Source organism: Verrucomicrobium sp. BvORR034 (assembly GCF_000739635.1).
Lineage (GTDB): Bacteria > Verrucomicrobiota > Verrucomicrobiia > Verrucomicrobiales > Verrucomicrobiaceae > Verrucomicrobium.
On sequence record NZ_BATQ01000065.1, the window covers coordinates 1 to 19,569 of the forward strand.

Genomic DNA, 19,569 nt, shown 5'->3' on the forward strand with positions numbered 1-19,569 from the left:
TTCGTGATGCGGCTCTTTGGCATCGCGAAGCACAAGGACGAGACTTCCAAGGACATCAGCCGCATGGCCTACGCCTTTGTGATGGCCGGGCTCTTCCTTTCCCTGGTGGGCACGGTGCTGGGTGGTATCTGGGCCAACTACTCCTGGGGACGTTTCTGGGGCTGGGATCCGAAGGAGAACGGCGCTCTCATGATCGTGCTCATGAACCTGATCATCCTGCACGCGCGGCTGGGTGGGTACATCCGGGAAGTCGGCTTCCACGCATCGAACATCGTTCTGGGCATGATTGTGGCGTTCTCTTGGTTCGGCACCAATCAGCTTGGGGTGGGGCTGCATGCCTATGGATTCACGGATGGCGTCTGGACCTGGCTCTACCGGTTCTGGGCTCTGCAATCGGCGTTCTTGGTCTATGCAGTGATTTTGCACTTCTTGGACAAGTCTTCCGACAAGCGTGAGCAAGCGACGGTGCTGCCTACCGAGATGGTGAAGGGTTCTTAATACGAATCACAGGTAAAGCCGGTGCCCGACAGGGGTGCCGGCGGGAAGAGGTTCGTTCGTCGATGTTTTTAAGGGGGGCTTGTTGCAAACCCCTCGAACCCATCGTGTAGCAGTCGATTTCTACGATTCCACATTGGGGTGAGGCGTCGGTGCAATCGCCTTGGTCGGCCCAAAGATTGCTGCAAAATCGTGCACGGAGAGATTGAACCCGTCCCGTATAGCTGCTGTCGTTCTTTTTGTCCGAGTTCCGTATCAGATCGTTGTCCGTACCGCCAAAGACCCCACCCATGGCTGACCCTACACCTCCACCGCTGCGGCACCCCATCATCTGGGTGCGCAACAAGTTCCTGGCTGGGCTGGCGCTGGTGACTCCGTTGGTGGTGACCTTCTGGATTCTTCAGATCGTTTACGCGACCCTGAAGCAGGTGAGTATCCCGTTGCTGGAGTTTTTTGCCGCCATCTACAATCAGGCGGTGCCCGTGGCGTGGATGATTGACACCCACGACCCGCGGTTGCTGCAGTTCATGAACTTCCTGGGGTTCCTGATCCCCATCGTGTTCCTCGTGGCCTTGGGCGTCATGGCGACGAACGTGCTGGGCGTCAGGGTGGTTTCCGCGCTGGAGAAGTTTCTCCTGCGCATTCCGCTGGTCGCCTTCATTTACAAGTTCATGAAACAAGTCATGGACTCGTTTAAGGGGTTCGGAGGCGTGAAAAGCTTCAAGCGGGTGGTGTACGTGGACTATCCCTCCCCGGGCTTGAAGCTGTTGGGTTTTGTGACCGGTCAGTACGTCGATCCCAAGTCGGGTGCGGGCATGAGCGCCGTGCTGCTTCCTGCCGCCCTCAGTCCCATGACGGGCTTAGTTATCGTTACGGAGACCAGTCGCCTGGAAGATGCTCCGCTGACCGTGGAGGAGGCTATGAAACTGATCGTCTCCGGCGGTCTGATCAGCCCGAAGACGGAAGAGGAGAAGCGTGCCGAAGCCGCCGTGGCTGCCGCCGGGAAAGTCCGCAGCAAAGGGAAATCCAAGACTGCCACCAGCAGCGAGCCTGTGCCTGTACCCGAAAGTGATTTCGTGAATCTGCCGAAGGCGGATGAGGAATTGCTGAGGGATGATGGAGAGCTGTCCGCGAAAGCTGCCGCTGCGGCAAAACCTGTGAGTGGAGCTGGTGGTGAAAAGGAGTCAGCGACTTCCCTCACTCTCAAAGGTGCTGCCTTGGCCTCTGCGGGTAATGGGAAGCTGTGATCGTTTCTAGGGGGTGGTGTATCCCACGACGTCCTTGGGGAATCCGGATTTCAAGAGTTCCGTCGCACGCTTGATCTGCGTATCTTCACGCTGCGTGAGGTCAATGGCGTTGGTTGGCACCCGTTCATGAGGAGACACGCCGATGCCTTCGATGCCGCGTCCGTTGTTGAAGCGCTGCATGTTGCTGCGGACGGAGAAGCGGATCGTGAATTTGCCACTTGGGGTGGTGATGACTTGCTTTTGTGAGGATGTGCCGGCTGTAGGGGTGTCGCCGATCATGTAGGCGCGGCCATCTTCTTTGAACATGCCAGCGATGGTTTCGCCGGCAGAGCGTACGCCGGCATCCACGATGACCACCATGGAGCCCGTGAAGGGGTTCTCGGAAACGCCACGGTGTTGACCGAGCGAATGGTCTTTGGCGAGGAAACGTCCGAACACGGCTTCGTGGTCGCAACCACCTCCACCATTGGCGCGCATGTCCAAAATCAGGCCGGGGATGTCGCCGAGGGCTTTCAGGATCTGATCGAGTTGTTGGGGAAGATCGCCCGGGATGTCGCGAAGGTGAATGTAGCCGTAGCCGTCTGCTGTCTGTCCGTAGCTCTGGCGACCGATGCCCGTTAGATTTGCTGGCGGGAACACGGGGCCGATGGGGGCGTAGTTCGGGCCGCCGTTGCGTTGACGCTTGATGGTCAATTCTTCGCCGGAAGCGGTGGTGACTTCGAAAGCGATCTCGGTGCCTTCCCAGTCCGCCAGGCCCCAATGACACGCGGCGTAGAGCGCCTGATGGGGTGTTGAGAAGCTGAAGCCGCGTTCTTGAAGGGCCTGAGTTTGCTGTTTGAGCCAGTCGAGCGCGGGTTTCCCATCGATGCGGTTGACCTTTTGTCCCGGTTTGAGCCCTGCCTGTTCAGCATCCTTGAACGCAGCTCGTACCAATACAGTGTCGTTGCTCACGACGAGGTGTACTCGAGGGCCGGTGTAGCGCCTGCCTATTGAAATGCCGTCTGGTTTGATCGTGGATTGAGTGATCGCCGCGTGGCCATCTTGGAGTCGGCTGAGGAGTCGAGACACCAAGTGATACTCATCATGGTCTGTTTTTGCATCCGGGGCCGCGGCAGTGAATTCGGTGCGCACGGTTTTCCAGTCGATCTTCTTGCTGGTTAGCAGCGGTGCGGCCTGCATTTCAAACTGGTCCAGCAGAAATGCGACATCAGAAGGGAAGTCACCGGTTGCCTGAGCGGGTATCAAGGGGGCCGTGGACAGCCAGCCTAGGGCACAGATGGCGAGCAAGGGGAAGGGGAGTGCGCGCATGGGAGCTTGAACTTAAAGTGTGAGGGACCGGGTGGAGACACGCAATCATCAAACGTTCAAGTAGGGGCAATGCATAGGGTGGAGCAGTCGGAAAGCTACGATGGGGAGGTGGAATGGTGGATGTTATAAAAAGATCATGTTGGGTGATATTCTCGCAGCGGGGACGGAGATGGTGGAACTGGTATGAAAATGCCTAGTTCCTTGTAAATAGAGGGATTGGGGGCTCAATTGGCTTGCGGTGCTCGAAGTCGGCGGGCACTTTGTGATGGAAATAGTAATACTCTTGTCGCCTGATGCGTATTCCTGCCGCCATGATCTTCCGTCGTTTCCCAGCCGCGTACTTGATTGCCCTGACCACCATGAGTCCGTTGCTTCACGGTGTGGAGGTGCCGACGGCAAAGGTCGACCTCCTGCAGTCCGTCAAGTCCGGCGGAGTGACTTACTTCGTCAGCCAGAAGCAGACTCTCAAAGACTCCCCGGAGCAGATCTGGACGTTTGGTGAGGAAGGACAGCTCAAGATCAGTGGCCGGGGCTTCGGGTATCTGGCCACCAAGGCGGACTACAAGGACTATCACCTGGTGATCGAGTACAAGTTCCCAGGCCCGACCATGGGTTCGAGGGAAAACAAGGCGCGCGACAACGGGGTGCTGGTGCACGGGCATGGACCCGAGGGCTCGGTGGGCGGCACCTGGCTGGCCAGCATTGAGGCTCAGATTATTGAAGGAGGCACGGGCGATATCCTGGTACTTCCTGGCAAGGCCGAGGATGGCACGCCGGTGCCCACCACGATGACTGGTGAATTCGTCAAAGATCGCGATGGAGAACTGGTGTGGCAGCGTGGGGCAGAGAAGCTGCCCATGGGCGCCGATGGAAAACCGAAGCGGCTGAACTGGGCGAAGCGCGATCCTGACTGGGCGGACAAGGCGGGATTCTATGGGAAGAACGATGTGCAGTCGAAGTTCCACGAATGGACCCGGATGGAAGTGGTCGCCCAAGGGGACAAGCTGACCTACTATGTGAACGGCGTGGAGGTGAACGAAGCGCTGAAGTGCAAACCTGCTGAGGGTCGGATCTGCCTGCAGACGGAAGGGGCGGAGATGCTGGTGCGACGCTTTGAGCTTCATCCTCTGGGCAAGTTCAAGGAACCCTGGAATCCTGCTTCGGCATCGGGCGGCACCAATGTCCCGGTAAGGAAGAGCCGGGAGAGCGCCTGGTCCCCTGAAGAAACCCGCAAGTCCATCGAGCTGGACGGCCCCTACGAGGTGGAGTTGGTCGCGGCTGAGCCCCTGGTCAAGGATCCGGTGGAAGTGTGCTGGGATGCCCAGGGACGGATGTTTGTGGCGGACATGATCGACTATCCTCTGGGCGCAGGGCCGGGGAAACCACCGTTGTCGAGAATCCAATGTCTCTACGATGATGATGGAGACGGCAAGTACGACCGGGCGGTGACCTTTGCGCCGGAGATGGATCATGTGCAGGGACTGGCTCCCTATCGGGACGGGCTCATCGCGACCACTCGCACGCAGATCCTTTTTCTCCGGGACACAAATGGCGACGGCGTGGCCGACGAGCGCAAGCCGCTGGTGGAGGGATTCAACCCCAACCATTCCCAGTTGCAAGTTTCCTCGCCCCGCTGGGGCCTGGATGGGAATCTCTATTTCAACAATGGCTTGGACACCAAGGAGATCTACCCGGCCGAGTCTCCAGAGAGCAAACTCAACTTCACCCGTACCAACCTGAAGTGGAATCCTGTCACAGGCTGGCTCAAACCGACGTCTGGTTACGGCCAGTTTGGTGCTTCCTTTGATGACTGGGGGCGCCATTTCTTCTGCTCCAACCGGAATCCGGTGATGTTTGCGGTCATGCCCTATGAGGCAGTGATGCGCAATCCAAATGCGGGCGTCTCAAGTGGTGCGGAAGATGTCGGCCCCTTCGGAGCGGAAACGCGGGTGTATCCACTGATGCTGTCTCACACCACGGCGGATGCACATGCGGGGACGCATACTGCCGCGTGTGGCCTGGGAGTGTATCGCGGTGATTTGATGCCGGAATTGAGAGGTGAGATCTTTGTGCCGGATCCGACCGGCCAGTTGATGGTGCGTTATCATCCTGAACCCAAAGGAGCCAGTTTCAAGGCGACGCGAGTGGGGGAGCATACGGAGTTTTTCAGGAGTCGCGACGAATGGTGTCGGCCGGTCAATGTGACGACCGGGCCGGATGGTGCGATGTATGTGTGCGACATCTACCGTCGCTACATCGACCACGCACGGTTCTTCCCGGAGGAGTTTGCAAAGACGCATGACATGAGGCAGGGCGAGAATGAAGGCCGTATCTGGCGGGTGGTGCCCAAGGGGGGCAAAGGCAAGCTTCGCAAGATCGTCGCTGCTCCGACTGACGTTGCAGGACTGGTGGCCTGGCTGGGGCATGAAAATGCCTGGCAGCGGGAGACGGCGCAGCGGGTGCTGCTTGAGAAAAAGACGGAGGAACTGAAGGGCTTTTGGGAGGCGGTGGCCAAGCAGAAGCCGACGGAGTTGTTCCGACTGCACGTTCTGGCCATGAACGAGGTATCGCTGTTGTCTCGTGATCATGGATTGGGCGTGCCTGCGTCGGATAGTGGTAGTGGGGCTATGCAGAAGATCTTGCAGGTGGACGCCAAGGTTAGTCCTAGGCTGCAGGAGGTGTCATCTGCGTTTGTCGTGCCGGTCATTGACGACGTAACGTTGACGCCTGCGGCCATGAATCGTGTTGAAGGGGATGCCCGGGCAGCATTCATGCAGATCCTGACGGGCGCGCAGAGCTTCGGAGCACGGGCTGCTGATGCAGGCCGGTTTGCAGGAGACGTTTGGATCAACCGTGCCGTGCTGGCGGAATCCAAGGACGAAGCTGGAAAGGTCCTTTCCGAGGTGCTGAGGGGGCCGTTGGCGGCTTCGTATTCGGTGGAAAATGCTGAGTTCATTCGAGCTCTTGCCTCGGCATCGGCAGCAGACGCGCAGGCCGACGATTTTGCTGCCTCGCTCGCGGTCCTCAACAAAGAACCTGGCAAACTGCTTTGGTGGAAGCCAGCGGTTCTACAGGGGCTTTCGGAAGGGTTGCCGAAGTCGGGCAAGAAGCTGGGAGTGGGTACCCTCGCGGAACTGGCTGCCAAGGCACCGGCTCCGTACCAAGCAGCCGCCAAAGAAATCAACACCCTCCTGTCAGAAGTGGATCGCGTGATGGCGGATGGCGCTGCGCCCGTGGAACAACGTCTGGCGGTGCTGCCCTTGCTTGCGCAAAGATCCTGGGACAAAGCAGAGCCGGTGCTGCGAATGCTGCTGGCTGATGGACAGCCAGAGGCGGTGCGTACGGCGGCCCTGCCTCTGCTCAAGAAATATGGGGCAGACAAGACTTCACCTCTGCTCTATGAACTGCTGCCCAGACTGGGGCCGGCGGCAAAGCGTGAGGTGGTGGCCATGCTCACAGGCAACGGCAAGACGGTGCAGGGATTTTTTGAGCGCATCGAGCGCGGTGAGATCTCCAAAGGTCTTGTGGATGCGGAAACCCGCTGGCGTTACCTGCACACAGCCAGCAAGCCGTTGCGTGAACTTGCAGAGCGGTTGTTCGGCCGGCCAAGTGAAGATCGTGCAGCCGTGATTGCGAGTTACAAAGACTGCATCTCCATGCAGGGCGATGCTGCAAAAGGCAAGGTCGTCTTCATGACTGTCTGCATGGTCTGCCACAAGGTAAAAGGGGAGGGCATGGACGTTGGCCCAGACATCACGGATGTGAAGCTGAAGGAGAAGGAGGCGCTTCTCAGTGATATCCTGGATCCCAACCGGATGGTGGAAGCCCGCTGGAGCGCCTATCAAATCGACACCCGAGAGGGGCGCATTGTGTCGGGGCTGATCGCTTCGGAATCAGCGGATGCCGTGACGGTCAAGATGGCAGGTGGAATCACCGAGGTGTTGCCTCGCGGTACCATCAGCAAGATGAAGAGCCTGGATGCCTCACTCATGCCTGTGGGACTGGAGGGCGGCATCAGCAAGGAACAGATGGCGGACCTGCTGGCCTTCCTGAAAGGCGAGGGCAAGTGAGGCGCGGCAACGCTGCGCCCAAGTGCGTGCAAACATGCGCTCAGCCGCCGCCAACCACGGCGGTTTTGAGCGCATTTAGCCACAGACTTGCTCCGACCATGAGGACGATCCCGACGATCACATAGAGGATCCGGAGGTTGGTGGGTTCAAAGAGGCCCACATGGTGATCAACCAATGACACACTGACGGCTCCGGCCACAAACATCAGCACACACTTGAGCCACGCTTGCTTGACCTTGGCGGGAACTTGGTAGGCCTCTTCCGATACAACGGGACTGTCGAAGCCACCGTAGGCATAGAAGGCACCAAGACAGACCCATAGGATCAACAATCGGAGCCTCCCAATCGTTCATCGAGGCCCGACTGTGCTGGAATGAGATTTCGAAAATGAGTGATGGCTCTAAGCGCCAGCAAGGGGCCTGCCAGGAACAATTGGCTGAGCATATAGGCTGGCCCTGTCACCCGGTGAGCATAGAAGTCCACCACCAGTGCCGCAGCGGTGTCTTCACCCAGATCATGGTAGAGGCTAGACTCATGATAACCATAGAAGCCGCCACGTTTCTTCCACTGGCGATAACCGGAAAGCGTGATGGCGATCAAAATCACGATGGCCAGAGCGTCAAACGCCAGCGCAGGGAGCTGAATGCTGAACCCATGGGCCACGAAGGCCGGCATGTAACGAAAGAACAACCACGCGGCTCCATAGCCAATCAGGCTGCCGACGGAACTGCCAATGCCTGCGAGAATCTGGAAAGTGTTGTAACGGGCGACCATTTGCCCATCCGATTGGTGCATCCAGATGATGGATGTAACCAAAAAATTCTGACGCAGATCGTCAGGCTGCTGCAGCTGCAGCTATCATCTGCTGGAGCCACCACAAGGAGACGGACATGAGCACGACACCGAGGATGATGTAGATCCAGCGAATATTGACCGGCTCCATGAGACCGATGCGGTGGTCGATGACGGACACAGCGATCATGCCCAAGCCGAAGACGATGGCGGTGCGAATCCACTCCGCGTTTGCTGGCAGTGAGAAGCCACCTCCATAGTAAAAGGCCAGCACGCAAACAACGAGAATGACCAGGCGAATAGGGGCAAAATTGAGACTCATGAATGAACCTTGTTAATCTTTGTGGTCTGTTGAATAAGAACTCATTAGGCGGGGAGAGCAATAAGGCAAGATGTGAATGACAAAGGGTAAAATTTCCGACCGAAACTTTATCTCGCCCTCTGCTGTGTTTCCGGGAACTTTACGCACTTAGTAAGTGGGCCATACTCCCGGCGTGAGCAGCTCAAGGAGGTGGCCGTCGGGATCACGGAAATAGAGGCTTCCGCCACCACGAGGCCACGTGAACTCGCTTTCCACGGTGATGTTCAGCTGGTGGAGATGTTCACGCCATTCATCCAGTGACTCTTCCGGGATGGCGAAGCCCACATGAGATCGCCCATGGGAACCGTGAGCGGGGATGTGCCCGCCGAAGGGCATGTGGGTGCCTTCCGGATCGCTGCCTCGAAGGAACAGGAGAAGGACCTGTCTCCCTTGAACGTCGAAGGCGCACAAGCGGTCATCGGACGTGAGGATGGGATAGCCGAACAGCCGGGTGTAGAACTCTCGCGACTGTTCAAGATCTGCGACACTGAGTGCTGTTTCCAGGATGGAGGAGGGGGGCATGGCGAAGAAACTGATGAAGAGTTTTGTTCGGATGATTTCGTGGTGGGAATACGGTCGAGGCGCTCGCGGTGCGTGTCTCTGCCGCCGACAGGGGTTATTTTGAACGAGAGGCCAAGACCGGCATCTCATGTGGTGGCAGTTAACGAACCTCTCACTCCAAAAAAATGAAGATCACCTCTCTCCTTCTTCCGCTGTTTGCCTCCGTGCTTTTGATCGGGACCCTGTCCTCATGCGCTGGTTCTGCCAAAGTCAAAGATGAAGGCTCCTATACCACGACTGGCAAAGCCGCGACGGAATCGAAAGGCAAAAAGGCGGCGGTGGGAGGAAGCGTGGGGGTGTATACCGGCACGGTCCAGTGAGCAGCTGCGGAGGTCCAGCTTAGCCCTTGTCACCCAGTCATTCCCCTCTAGGGTTGGTTTGTATGAAACTCCCGTCCACGGTGCGGCCCGTTTTTCATCTGGCAGTGTGGCTTGCCTGCGCTGGGCCAGTGCTATTGTTGTCCAGTTGTGCCAGCAATAGCACCTTCAAAGATGAAGGGAGCTACACCATCGGAGCCCCACCCGAGAAAGAACGCGGGGAGATCCATGGGAGTGTGGGCGCGGGCGCGTCCTTTGGTTCTGATGGGTACAGCTCCCAATGGACCGGTGGGGAGGTGTATTACACCCGCGGAAACCTGACGGTGGGAGCCGCAGCCGTCCAAGAGTCAGAGCTGTAGGATAGTGCGGGGACACAGGTCAGCCCCGCGATTCGCCAGAGGCTAGGGCACCAGGTTCTGATTGAAGAACACGATGGTCTCCTGCATGAACTTCTTTTGATTTTCGCGGTTCTGAAAGGCGTGTCCTTCGTTTTCCAGGGCGAGAATCCTGGTGGGAGTGCCATTCTTCGTCAGCGCATCATGCAGGCGCTGGGAGTGGTCGAAGGGAACGACGTCATCCTTCGTGCCGTGAATGATGAGGAAGGGGACGGCTTTCGCGTCCACATGGGTGAGGGGGGAGGCGTCGCCCACCAGACTGGATTTCTCAGCAGCTGGCCCTCCGAAGAGGCGCTTGAGGAGGTCATTGACGAACTCACCCTGCTTGACCTTGCTGCTGAAGTCGTCACCCAAGTCGGTCGGTCCGCACACGTCCACCACGCAGGCGACGCGACTGGATTGGTCGGCATATTTGGCGGTGGCGGGATCGCGAGTCTCCCTCAGGCCCAGGCTGGCCACCAGTTGACCGCCGGCTGAGACACCCACCGCCCCGATCCGCTTGGGATCGACGCCATATTGGGTGGCGTGGCTGCGGAGCCAGCGCACAGCCAGTTGCACATCGTCCAACTGGGCTGGCCAGGTGTTGGCCGCGTTCGTCGTGAGGCGGTAGCTCACCGGCACGGTCACGTAGCCGAGTTGGGCCATCAGCACGGCCAGGTTGCGAAATTCCTTCTTGTTGCCGCCAGCCCATCCACCGCCGTGCACCATCAAGACGGCGGGACGGAGTTTGGGTGCAGCATTGTCCCCCGCTTTGGGCGGAGAGACAGGTGGCTGGAAGAGGTCCAGCAGCAGTTTCTGACCGTCCGCCGTTTCGCCGTACACCACGTCCAGTTGGGGGGGCGTCTGGACCCGCTTGGCCGGGGCGGTTTGAGTTTGGAAAGGGGACGGTTCCTGCTTGGGTTCGGACAGCTGGCCGGGAGCGTTTGGCAGGATTCCCAAGGTGGCCAACGCGGCGCAGGCCGTGAAAATGGAAAGACGGCGGGGTCGAAAATCTGGGCGCATGGAGGGAGGGGGCGGGCGAAAGCAGTCCCGACGGGACGGCGGGGCTCCACCATGATCAAGAGGCAGGATGGTTGTCAATGCTTGAGCGGATTTAGAGGAGGAGGGGAAGTCGAAATTTCACGAAGCAAACTTTTTCAGGGCAGATCCCGACAAAAGAAAAATCTGGTGTGACGGCCCAGCTTCCGACAAGATCGCGACCGACTCCCCGAATCAGTTCCCGAATCCAAGCGATGCGAAAGCTGCTCGACGACAACCATCTCAGCCACCTGAATCCCCGGGAACGCATCCTGCGATGCGGGTGCGACTGGCGGTCTGACATGCGGGCGTGCTCCCGGGGGCGATTTCTGGCGTGGTGGTGCTGTTGCATGACGCCAGCTCTGTTCGCCTGCTGGTACCGGACTTTCTTTTTGCCGCCGATGGCGCTCAGCACCGCCTCCCTCGTGGTCGGGGTGTCGGGAGCCTTCGCGGTTCCCCTGGTGTGTGGACTGCTTACCGGTCGACTGGATACCAACACGGGCCTCTATTTCCGAAAATCAGAACCGGTCCGCTACTGGATGCACGTGGTCGTGCTGGCGGCGGGGGTGCTTTTCCCAGCCGTGGCGCTCATGGGGCACGCGTGGCGTTGAGAAGGAGGTAATCTTTGCAAGCTGTTCAGCCGGGCCCTTGCGGTACGAGGGCGAGCTTTGAAGTATCAAACCCATTGGCGTTGAGCCGCGCGACAATCGTCCGGTAGGTGGCGGGTGGCAGAGACCTTTCCCGGGCCAGAATCCAAATCAGCTTGCGGCTCGGAATGGTGACTACGGACCATTGATACCCGGGGTCGAGATCAACGACGAGATAGGTGGTGGTGAGTGGCCAGATGAACTGGAGTTTCCATTCCGCATTGGATTCTGGGTTTACCACCCAAGCGCGCGCCTTCCACTGCTGTAGCGGTGCGTCCATCTGTTTCTTCCGGAACTGAAAAAAGTTGTCGATCTGGCCGTCAGGTCGCAGTCGGTAGATGTCCGCCGTATCAACCTTCCCTTTTCTCCAGAAAATACGGCACATGGGCAATCACGCGCCACTCACCCATGTAGCGGGGGAGATCCACCTTTCCTATGGTGGCGGGACGACCTGGGTGGGTTGAGGCTTGTTTCATGGGCGGTGTGGACCGTGGGGTGGAGCACGCCGTAACAGTCAGCCCGAGCAAAACCGTAGAAAGTGCCAGGAACAAACGGGGGGCGTAGCCTGCCATATGCTCATGATTCGCGGGGGTGGCACTTGCTGGATTCAGGAAAAGCCGTTGGTCTGGGCAGCGATCGGGGCGATTATGAAGGCATCACGATGCTTTCGAAAGCGGGGGCAGCATCCTCCAGACGTACCTGAGGCTCGGGGAGCTTTTCCGGAGGGCTGGCGCCGGGCAGGGTCACGACGTGTCCGATCTGGTCCGTCTTTACCACGGTCTCAATCACCAGCACATCCACGGGTGCCGAGCGGTGCTCGAAGAGAAGGGCGCGATGGGTGACTTTCTTCCCCGGCGCATAGCGGAAGGGCGAGTCCGGAAGGGGGAGGAAACAAACTCTGCGTCCGGCGGAATCGGTGGTCCAGCCTGTTTGCGCTGCGCCAGGTGGGTTCGAGGAAGCGGCGTTGGCCAGAGCTGCGGCAAATCCCGGGCCCTGTGATTCACCACGATGGAAAAGGAAGATGTCGTACTGGTGCAGGGTGCGCGTGGCATCCCGGAAGGAATATCCCGCAAAGGCCGGCTTGCTGCCAAAGACCCCTTCGGGCAACACCAGATCCCCGGTAAAGGGGCGGCTTCTCAGGGAAACGGTGCCTGTGAACTGCATCGTGTCTCCCAGATTCACATCCTTGCTGACGGAGGCCGGGGTGGCATCACGGGAAAAGTACCAAAACAATCCCAGGCCTGCGAGGACGATGATGAATGGGGCAAGGAAACGCTTCATGGCGGAAAGTGGGCGTGCCCCCAAGCGGAGGCGATGCCGTCAGCCTATCGTTTTTTCCGCGAAAGGTAAATGGGGCAGTCGGGGAAACGGCCCGTTCGGGAGGGGTCAACCTGCTGACGGCGGACTCTGGTCCTCCTCTTTGAGGCGCTTGCGCAGGCGACGGACCTCCCGTTCCAGCTCGGCAATCTGAACTTTTGAGGTGGGGTGGGATGCGCTGTCCGGGCGGCCCTCGGGCGAGTCCGGGTTTGTGCAGGTGACAAACTGGGCTGGCAGACCATGGGTGCCGACGATCTCGTCGTGCATGAAGTATACGTCGGAAAACGTACGTGTGCGGCATGCCGCCTCATGGAGCTTGCCTCCTGCGTCCACATAGCGCACCCGGTAGTGAGCACGGCTCAGGGGGCCGGCTTCCGTCCTGTTCTTTGCCTGCCATTTGCAGCTCACCACTTTCCCACCGCGATCCGTGATGTAGGCATGAATGCGGGTGGATTTCAAACAGTTGCTGATCAGCCAGCAGCTGATCACGATGAGAGAGATGGCGAGGATGATCCAGGTCGATTCCATGAGGGCACGCCATATGTACGCAGGAGCCGCTAGAACGTTTCCGGGCTCCTGCAAAAGCGTGTATTTGATCCCTAGGACTGCGCCGGCTGTGGCGGCGGGCCTGCGGGATCAACGGTCCTGGCCGTGCGCTCGAGCAGGTGTCGTGCAGAGGGGTTGGGGCCTGAGGTTTCCGCTGCTGCGAGATGTTCCCTGGCCACGGTCAGCCAGTAGCGGCTTTCCAGCGGATCAGCCAGATGGTGATGCCCAAGCGCCATGAAGGCGGCGGCGATGATCCTGTCCATGGGCGCATTGCCCTCGCGAGTCAGAGGCTCCAGCATGGGTAGGCCCTCGCCTGACCTCCCCGCAAGCACCAGCAGAGAGCCGAGGGTTCCCTGGACCGTGGCGGATTCAGGAAACAGAGTGTGAGCTTCGCGGGCAAAAGCCAGAGCGCGACCAACTTGAGCCGGAGCTTCGTGGAAGACGGGGACACTGGCCAGACAGTCGAGAATGAGGGCTCGCTCGCCAGGTGCAAAGGCTTGCTCATCCAGAAGCTGTTGAGTCCATCGATAGGCATCGTCGAACCGCTGTTCCATGAGGGCGAGATCCGACTTTCTCTGAAGACGGCGTCGGGCTGGGCTCAGATCTGTCGCCGCCAGTGCGTCCTCCCATCTGAAGCCAGGGTCATAGCGCTGGATGGATTCGCAGTAGGCCTGGAGGGTTTTCTGTCCGCCACCGTTCTTCCGCCATTGCCAAAGAGCCAGGAGCCACTGGCCGTCCGTGTTGGAGGCTGGCACACCCTGGCCTGGATGGGGGATGCTGCCGATGGGGAGCAGGTTGGTGACTGCAACGATGAGATGGAATGAGGACGCCAGCTCCCAAGGTGAGGTCTTGAACTGGTGACTGGATGCGGACAGCTCATACTCAGCGTGGAGCATGGAGAGCATCCAGAGAAGAAGGAAGTCAGTGGCGATTCCGGCGAGGGTGGCGAGTACATGGGTGACAAAGCGCGGTCGGTCGGGCCGGAACAGGAGTTCGGTGCGACTGGAAAAGGGCACCATTGACCACACCACTTCGGTGTCGCCCAGGGGATGTCTCAATACTGGTTTTCCCACGCCGATGTAAATGACATTGGGCACCAGCCCGCCCAGACGGGCTACGGTACACCGGGCCAGCTCGTGCATGATGCGCACAAACATCAGCCAGGCATAGATCTGAAAAACCGGGCATAGGATTGCGATGAAGGTGGTGAGCATGGAGGACTCAATCTTGTGACTTTGGAGACAGGATGCAGGAGCTCAATCGCCAATGAGTTTCAGCACGGCGGCGACGGCTGCAGTACGGGTTTCCACCCGTAACTTGCCCAGGATGACTCCGACGTGATGGCTGACGGTACGGACGCTGGCATTGAGGATGATGGCAATTTCCCCGTCACGCTTGCCTTCCATGAGCCACATCATCACCTCTGCCTCGCGACGGGTGAGACCCAGACGTCGGAGTGCTCCGAAGTCGGTGGCCTGCACCTTCTGCTTCGGGGGCTTTAGAGAATTGATAATGAGGTCGGTCTCAAAGGCCGTCGCGATGTGCGGTCCCAACATGCCGGCGAGCGCCTGCTCCTCCGGCGTGAAGTCCCGTCCGCCCCGGTTGATGGTAAGAGCTCCCAGGCAAGACTGCCCCTGTACGCCAATGGCCAGCTGCCGGGTGATGGCGACAGTGGTCATCACCTCCTGGTAGAGATCCGTTTTGCGCAGTTCGCACAGGGACATGAGATCACTCAAGCGCACCGGGTCCGTTTCGCCCGCGATGAGGAGGAGGTAAATGGGGTTCTCCAGCCGCGCCAGCTCCCCGGATCGTTTGTACAGATGGTCGCGCTGGGCTTCAGGAAAGGGGATGTCTGCCTGCATGAGGTGCGAGCCGTCCTTGCCGTAGATTTGAAAGGCGAACATGCAATCTGCGAAGACCATGCGCATGGCCGTGAACAACCGCTCGTGCAGCGGACCCTGGCCATGGCTGTGGATCAGCCTCGTGGCCCCCATAAGCAGACGCAGGTCTCTGGGGGTGAGCTGGGGCACGGGGCAAAGCATCGCGCATCACGGTCAGCTGTCGAGAAATTCTGGCTTGCCAGTGCAGCTCCAAAACTGGATGATGAGACTTGCTCCGTTTTGCAGGATGTCCGGACAGAACGGCGCTGCGCAATCGTCGCAGGGCAGATGGAGACAACTTCGATGTCGCAAAAAATGAAACTTACGGCTCCGGCTTGTTGGTCAGTCCTTCTCGTGTCGATCAGTCTTCTGCTTTTTTCCGGAAGCTTGGCAGCGGAGGAATTTGAGTGGGAAACGATAGGGAAGATCAAGCTCAACTCGGCCAAAGATTGGACGGTGGCTGAGAAGGTTCAAGGTGCAGAGGGATATCATGTCCGGCTTCTGGCTTCTCCACCGCGCAAGGCCGCCTTGCTGCTTACGTTCATGGTGCTGCCCAAGCCTGTGAGAGGAGAGGAGGCAAAGCTGGAGATGCTCAATCGTAGTTTTGACGCCGTGCTGCCACAATCCGTGGAGGGAAAGGCCGACGTCAAGTCGCTCGGACTGCCATCGCCATTCGTGTCAGGCTTCGCCCAGTTCACAGACAAAGATCTCGTAGGGAAAGATCGAGGGGACCACCAGTACTTGCTGCTGCGTGTGGGGCAGGTGTGGTTCGATCATCAAATTCTGGTGCAGCTGACCATGTTCTTTGACAGCGAGAGCCAGCCTGAAGTGAAAGAGATGATGGAGATGGCGCAATCGGTGCGCGTGGTGCAGCAATTGTGACCTTAGTGAAATGAGTCGTGTCAGAACCGCTGCCAAATGGCTCCTGATCGTGATGGCGGGAGGTTGGGTGCCTTTCCTTTTGCTGGTGGTGCAGGCTCATCGGACTTCGTGGTTGAATGTCCGCTCTCTGGAGCCCCGGCCTGCGCTGCCTCCCCTGCAGGATTGGAGGATCGGTGACGTGGATGAAGAGGGCAACCTGGTATTCATGACGATGGATGCCTTCGATCACACCGAGCCCTTTCTTCTGAGAGATCCCTATGAAGTCCTGCTAATGAATGATGGCACCGAAGAGGCTCCGAAGGCACGATACGTCGTGGCGGAGCGTGCCACCCGACGTATCACGGACACCTACGACTATGCAGAGTACTTGCGTGAGATTCAGCGCATTCCGCCTGGATCAGTGGTGGGGTGGTTCGATACCTGTTCGGTGCCCCGCGCTTACGGGCTACCAGACGCCGTGAAGCTGGCCTGTGAAAGCGCCTTGTCTGCGGCGGGCCTGCAGGTGGAGACAGATGGTCGCGGCGTGTGCTATTGTCCGGCGGGTTACTGAAGAGAGTTATTTCAACGTCTTCACGAAGCCGTCGGCCTCAGCGATGGCGGCGTTCATACGGGTTAGGAGCGTCTGAATGTCCCCCTCAATCTCCTGGGCGCGGCCGCGCAGTGAGCCCAGTGCTTCGGCATTGAGGTTGTGCTTTAGATAGAGGACATGGTCCTGCAGCTTCTTGAGCACCGGAGGCATGGCCTCGTAGGAGCGATGGAGGGCGCTGGAGACATTCGTGAAGTTTGTCCTCGTCTGGGCGAGCTTGTCGCGGCTGGAGCTTGAGAGGGTTGCGTCGTCCATCTGGCGGATTTCGCCCTCCCACTCACGGAAGAGGTCGGAGGCCACGCGGTCCATTTCCTTGATGCGTCCTTGCACGGCCTTGGTATCTGCCGCGCAGGATTCGTACTCTGCTTTGAGCTTGTCGTAGGCCTTCTCCAGATTGCTGCCACTGCGGCCATAGATGGCCTGAAGCTGTTCGAGGGCGTCTTTGTACTGTTTCCCGGCGTGCTGCTGCTCTCCGCGGGCTGCCTTCACAGCCCGGCGCAGCAGGTCGCGTTTTTCAAAGCCGACCTTCTCCATGGCGGTGTAGTACACCGTGCGGCATCCGGCAAAGGCGGGCAAGACGGCAAGAGCAAGCAGGGCGCGACGGGAGGTATGCATGGGGAGAGTAGGCCGATGATGAGAGGGCGCATTCCGAAAGCGGAGTGTGCCTATGCCATGAGTTGTTATCCGGATGGGAAAATATTGTCAATCTTTCCGCATGCTTGTTCAGTGATCGGGAGTCTGTGACGTATTCCTTTGTACATTGCCCATGTTTGATCCTGCAAAGTTCACCTTGTTTCTGCTGGCTTCCCTGTTGCTGATTCTCACACCGGGACCGGCGGTGTTGTACATCGTGACGCGCAGCATCAGCCAAGGGCGCATGGCGGGTCTGGCTTCTGTAGCTGGGGTGGGGCTGGGGAACCTGACTCATGCCATCTTCGCCGCGCTGGGGTTGTCGGCCATTTTGGCGACCTCAGCGACTCTGTTCTCGCTCTTGAAGTACGCCGGGGCCTTGTACTTGATCGTCCTTGGCATACGCAAGTTCATGTCCAAGCCGATGACGGTGGAGACCCTGAATTTTCAGGCGGAGCGCCTGAGAGTGGTCTTCTGGCAGGGGTATGCCGTGGGGACGCTGAATCCCAAGACCGCGCTCTTCTTCCTGGCGTTCTTGCCGCAGTTCGTGGCCAAAGGCGCGGGCTATGGTGCGCCCTGGCTGCAGATGCTGGCCATGGGGTGCGTCTTCGTGGTCATGGCCATCCTCAGTGATGGGCTGTATGCGTTGATGAGCGGAACGCTCGCTCCCTGGCTGCGGCGCAGCTCGGTGCTGAAGCATGAAAAATATGTTTCGGGCGTGGTCTATTGCGGGCTGGGAGCGGCGACAGCTGCGGGTGGGAAGTAGAAATGAGCGGGGCTGAGGTTCTTGATTGACGAGAGGGTGCTCGTTTTTCTATGCTGTGACAAAGCTCGGTTGCGCTCAACCCGTTCCACCATGAGTTGGAATCCGCTACTTTTCCTTTGTCCTTTGATCATTGCGACGTTGGTCGCGGTTGGACTCCGTACTGCCGTCGCTCAGGATGTTGTGCTGCGAATTGAACCTTTGGCCGCTAGAATCCCTGCTTCCAGCGGAGCAGCCGTCAAGATCAGTGTCACCAACAAAGGAAGCCAGCCTGTGACTTTGGTACGGCCCGGTGATGGCAGTTGGGAGGGGCAGAGGACGCCTGTAGTGGAGTTTTCCTGGGTGCCCCGTGATGAGCGGAAGCTTGAGAATCCTCAGGCACCTCCCATGGAGTATCCGAAAGACCGCTGTGCAAACATGCAGCCGATCATGCTGAGTGAGGTGTTTCGTCTGGCCCCCAACGAGACCTTGATGCTGCAGGAATTCATGCCGGTCCGCAAGCTGCCAGCCCAGCCAGGAAGTTATGCCGTTGTCTTCTATTATTTGAACCTTCCGAGCATGGGAAGGGCGCTCACAGAGTTCGGCACGGGCGCATTCGAAGCCGTGAGGGACAGTCTCCCGTGTCTCTTGAGGAGCAATGAGGTCGTGTTCAACGTGGATCCCACCGCTCCCAATCCGGACTACGAGTCCATGTTGAAAGGCAAGCAGTTGCCCGCCCGCAGAAATTCGCTGGTTGCCTCTTGGCAAGGGTAGGGCTTCTCGCTATCGATGGCACCATGTTGCGCCTCGGCCACCTATCCGCTTGCCTCTCACTCGTCGTCTTGGGCTTGGGCAGCCCGCTGATTCATGCCCAAGCACCGGCCGCGCCGGCACCCACCCAGGCAAATGTGGCCTACGGACCGCACCCCAAGCAAGTCCTGGATTTCTGGAAGACTCCCAAAGCTGGCAAGGGGCCCGTGCCGCTAATGTTCTTCGTTCACGGCGGAGGCTGGATGAATGGTGACAAGGCCAACCCGGACTTTCTGGCAAAGTGCCTGGAGTCGGGCATCTCGGTGGTATCGATCAACTATCGTCTCATCCCCGATGCCATTGCTGAGAAGGTGTCTCCTCCGGTGAAGGCGTGTCTGGATGACTCAGCCCGGGCGCTGCAGTTTGTCCGGACGAAGGCGGCTGAATGGGGGCTGGACAAGAACCGCATTGCGGGTTGCGGCGGGTCCGCAGGGGGATTCAACGTTCTGTGGCTGGCGCTTCATGATGACCGGGCAGAACCCGGAAGCACGGATCCGGTGGCTCGTGAATCCACCCGGCTCACGTGTGTGATGGCCTTTGTGCCTCAAACTTCGCTGGATCCCAAGCAGATGCGGGACTGGATCGCCAACAACGACTACGGTCATCACGCCTTCACGCTGCCCAGCTATCAGGATTTTCTGGACAAGCGAGAATCGCTGATGCCCTACATCAAGGAATTCTCACCGTACGAACTGGTGTCGAATGGCGACCCGCCGCTGTACCTGTTCTATGATTCGGTTCCGGCGCTCGGTCAGCCGCACAAAGATCCCCCGCATTCCGCCAACTTTGGAGCCGGATTGGTGGAGAAATTGAAAACGGTGGGCGTGCCGTACGAGTTCAACTACACCGGTGCCAAAGACGTGAAGCATCCGGACATCTTTGGCTTCCTGGTGGAGCAGTTGAAGCCGTGATCGATTCGCGCTGCCAACCTGTAGAAGCTTGCAGAGAGCTTCTGCGGCTGGTTGG

Annotated in this window: 23 protein-coding genes; 11 read left to right on the forward strand and 12 right to left on the reverse strand. The window is 58.9% G+C overall.

Annotated features, from left to right (window positions below):
• A partial coding sequence (ccsA, locus tag BV034_RS11695) for a cytochrome c biogenesis protein CcsA (RefSeq protein WP_265592892.1) occupies nucleotides 1-498 on the forward strand: 498 nt, incomplete at its 5' end.
• 287 nt (nucleotides 499-785) lie between these two features.
• Complete coding sequence (locus tag BV034_RS11700) at nucleotides 786-1,742, forward strand: DUF502 domain-containing protein (RefSeq protein WP_050027182.1); 957 nt, start codon at nucleotides 786-788, stop codon at nucleotides 1,740-1,742.
• Nucleotides 1,743-1,748: 6 nt separating this feature from the next.
• On the opposite strand, the gene BV034_RS11705 is transcribed toward BV034_RS11700, so the two are convergent.
• On the reverse strand, nucleotides 1,749-3,050 hold the full coding sequence (locus tag BV034_RS11705) for a S41 family peptidase (RefSeq protein ID WP_050027183.1): 1,302 nt from the start codon (nucleotides 3,048-3,050) through the stop codon (nucleotides 1,749-1,751).
• A gap of 293 nt (nucleotides 3,051-3,343) precedes the next feature.
• Between BV034_RS11705 and BV034_RS11710 the strand changes: the two genes are divergently transcribed.
• Entirely contained in the window at nucleotides 3,344-7,120 is a 3,777-nt protein-coding gene (locus BV034_RS11710) for a PVC-type heme-binding CxxCH protein (protein ID WP_081887746.1), read from the forward strand.
• Nucleotides 7,121-7,160: 40 nt separating this feature from the next.
• Here BV034_RS11710 and BV034_RS11715 read toward each other — a convergent pair whose 3' ends face one another.
• From BV034_RS11715 to BV034_RS11730, 4 genes are all read right to left on the reverse strand, one after another.
• The gene (locus BV034_RS11715; RefSeq protein WP_265592893.1) at nucleotides 7,161-7,451 is read right to left on the reverse strand and encodes a hypothetical protein; all 291 of its coding nucleotides are present in this window, start codon (nucleotides 7,449-7,451) and stop codon (nucleotides 7,161-7,163) included.
• Nucleotides 7,445-7,894 (reverse strand): hypothetical protein, encoded by a 450-nt coding sequence (locus BV034_RS11720; protein WP_265592894.1) that lies wholly within the window; start codon nucleotides 7,892-7,894, stop codon nucleotides 7,445-7,447. Before BV034_RS11720 ends, BV034_RS11715 begins: the two co-directional genes overlap by 7 nt.
• 61 nt (nucleotides 7,895-7,955) lie before the next feature.
• On the reverse strand, nucleotides 7,956-8,234 hold the full coding sequence (locus BV034_RS11725; RefSeq protein WP_050027200.1) for a hypothetical protein: 279 nt from the start codon (nucleotides 8,232-8,234) through the stop codon (nucleotides 7,956-7,958).
• 147 nt (nucleotides 8,235-8,381) lie between these two features.
• Entirely contained in the window at nucleotides 8,382-8,795 is a 414-nt protein-coding gene (locus BV034_RS11730) for a VOC family protein (RefSeq protein ID WP_050027202.1), read from the reverse strand.
• Between the two features lie 164 nt (nucleotides 8,796-8,959).
• On the opposite strand from BV034_RS11730, the gene BV034_RS11735 reads away from it, so the two are divergent.
• Both BV034_RS11735 and BV034_RS11740 read left to right on the forward strand, forming a co-directional pair.
• On the forward strand, nucleotides 8,960-9,154 hold the full coding sequence (locus tag BV034_RS11735) for a hypothetical protein (protein ID WP_050027204.1): 195 nt from the start codon (nucleotides 8,960-8,962) through the stop codon (nucleotides 9,152-9,154).
• Between the two features lie 62 nt (nucleotides 9,155-9,216).
• Nucleotides 9,217-9,510, forward strand: coding sequence for a hypothetical protein (locus BV034_RS11740; protein WP_009963363.1), 294 nt, complete (start codon nucleotides 9,217-9,219; stop codon nucleotides 9,508-9,510).
• Nucleotides 9,511-9,552: 42 nt separating this feature from the next.
• Here the strand turns inward: BV034_RS11740 and BV034_RS11745 are convergent, their stop codons facing one another.
• On the reverse strand, nucleotides 9,553-10,548 hold the full coding sequence (locus BV034_RS11745; RefSeq protein WP_050027205.1) for an alpha/beta hydrolase: 996 nt from the start codon (nucleotides 10,546-10,548) through the stop codon (nucleotides 9,553-9,555).
• A 230-nt stretch (nucleotides 10,549-10,778) separates the two neighbouring features.
• Between BV034_RS11745 and BV034_RS35960 the strand changes: the two genes are divergently transcribed.
• Entirely contained in the window at nucleotides 10,779-11,174 is a 396-nt protein-coding gene (locus BV034_RS35960; RefSeq protein ID WP_265592895.1) for a hypothetical protein, read from the forward strand.
• A 25-nt stretch (nucleotides 11,175-11,199) separates the two neighbouring features.
• Here BV034_RS35960 and BV034_RS11755 read toward each other — a convergent pair whose 3' ends face one another.
• The 5 genes from BV034_RS11755 to BV034_RS11775 all read right to left on the reverse strand — a co-directional run bounded on the left by BV034_RS11755 (nucleotide 11,200) and on the right by BV034_RS11775 (nucleotide 14,977).
• Nucleotides 11,200-11,595 (reverse strand): lipocalin family protein, encoded by a 396-nt coding sequence (locus BV034_RS11755; protein WP_050027207.1) that lies wholly within the window; start codon nucleotides 11,593-11,595, stop codon nucleotides 11,200-11,202.
• Between the two features lie 260 nt (nucleotides 11,596-11,855).
• Nucleotides 11,856-12,491, reverse strand: coding sequence for a hypothetical protein (locus BV034_RS11760; RefSeq protein WP_050027208.1), 636 nt, complete (start codon nucleotides 12,489-12,491; stop codon nucleotides 11,856-11,858).
• Nucleotides 12,492-12,596: 105 nt separating this feature from the next.
• The gene (locus tag BV034_RS11765) at nucleotides 12,597-13,055 is read right to left on the reverse strand and encodes a hypothetical protein (RefSeq protein ID WP_050027209.1); all 459 of its coding nucleotides are present in this window, start codon (nucleotides 13,053-13,055) and stop codon (nucleotides 12,597-12,599) included.
• 71 nt (nucleotides 13,056-13,126) lie between these two features.
• Nucleotides 13,127-14,287, reverse strand: coding sequence for a hypothetical protein (locus tag BV034_RS11770; protein WP_050027210.1), 1,161 nt, complete (start codon nucleotides 14,285-14,287; stop codon nucleotides 13,127-13,129).
• Between the two features lie 42 nt (nucleotides 14,288-14,329).
• Complete coding sequence (locus BV034_RS11775) at nucleotides 14,330-14,977, reverse strand: helix-turn-helix transcriptional regulator (protein ID WP_265592896.1); 648 nt, start codon at nucleotides 14,975-14,977, stop codon at nucleotides 14,330-14,332.
• On the opposite strand from BV034_RS11775, the gene BV034_RS35965 reads away from it, so the two are divergent.
• Nucleotides 14,963-15,835, forward strand: coding sequence for a hypothetical protein (locus BV034_RS35965; RefSeq protein WP_265592897.1), 873 nt, complete (start codon nucleotides 14,963-14,965; stop codon nucleotides 15,833-15,835). The genes BV034_RS11775 and BV034_RS35965 overlap by 15 nt on opposite strands.
• A 10-nt stretch (nucleotides 15,836-15,845) precedes the next feature.
• Nucleotides 15,846-16,385 carry a hypothetical protein gene (locus tag BV034_RS11785; protein WP_050027213.1) on the forward strand — a complete coding sequence of 180 codons (540 nt, stop codon included), beginning with the start codon at nucleotides 15,846-15,848 and terminating at the stop codon, nucleotides 16,383-16,385.
• Between the two features lie 6 nt (nucleotides 16,386-16,391).
• Here the strand turns inward: BV034_RS11785 and BV034_RS11790 are convergent, their stop codons facing one another.
• Nucleotides 16,392-17,036 carry a DUF2959 family protein gene (locus BV034_RS11790; RefSeq protein WP_050027214.1) on the reverse strand — a complete coding sequence of 215 codons (645 nt, stop codon included), beginning with the start codon at nucleotides 17,034-17,036 and terminating at the stop codon, nucleotides 16,392-16,394.
• 151 nt (nucleotides 17,037-17,187) lie between these two features.
• On the opposite strand from BV034_RS11790, the gene BV034_RS11795 reads away from it, so the two are divergent.
• From BV034_RS11795 to BV034_RS11805, 3 genes are all read left to right on the forward strand, one after another.
• Nucleotides 17,188-17,817 carry a LysE family translocator gene (locus tag BV034_RS11795; protein ID WP_050027215.1) on the forward strand — a complete coding sequence of 210 codons (630 nt, stop codon included), beginning with the start codon at nucleotides 17,188-17,190 and terminating at the stop codon, nucleotides 17,815-17,817.
• Between the two features lie 198 nt (nucleotides 17,818-18,015).
• Nucleotides 18,016-18,567 carry a hypothetical protein gene (locus tag BV034_RS11800; RefSeq protein WP_265592898.1) on the forward strand — a complete coding sequence of 184 codons (552 nt, stop codon included), beginning with the start codon at nucleotides 18,016-18,018 and terminating at the stop codon, nucleotides 18,565-18,567.
• A gap of 74 nt (nucleotides 18,568-18,641) precedes the next feature.
• Nucleotides 18,642-19,514 carry an alpha/beta hydrolase gene (locus BV034_RS11805; RefSeq protein WP_265592899.1) on the forward strand — a complete coding sequence of 291 codons (873 nt, stop codon included), beginning with the start codon at nucleotides 18,642-18,644 and terminating at the stop codon, nucleotides 19,512-19,514.
• Nucleotides 19,515-19,569 lie beyond the last annotated feature (55 nt).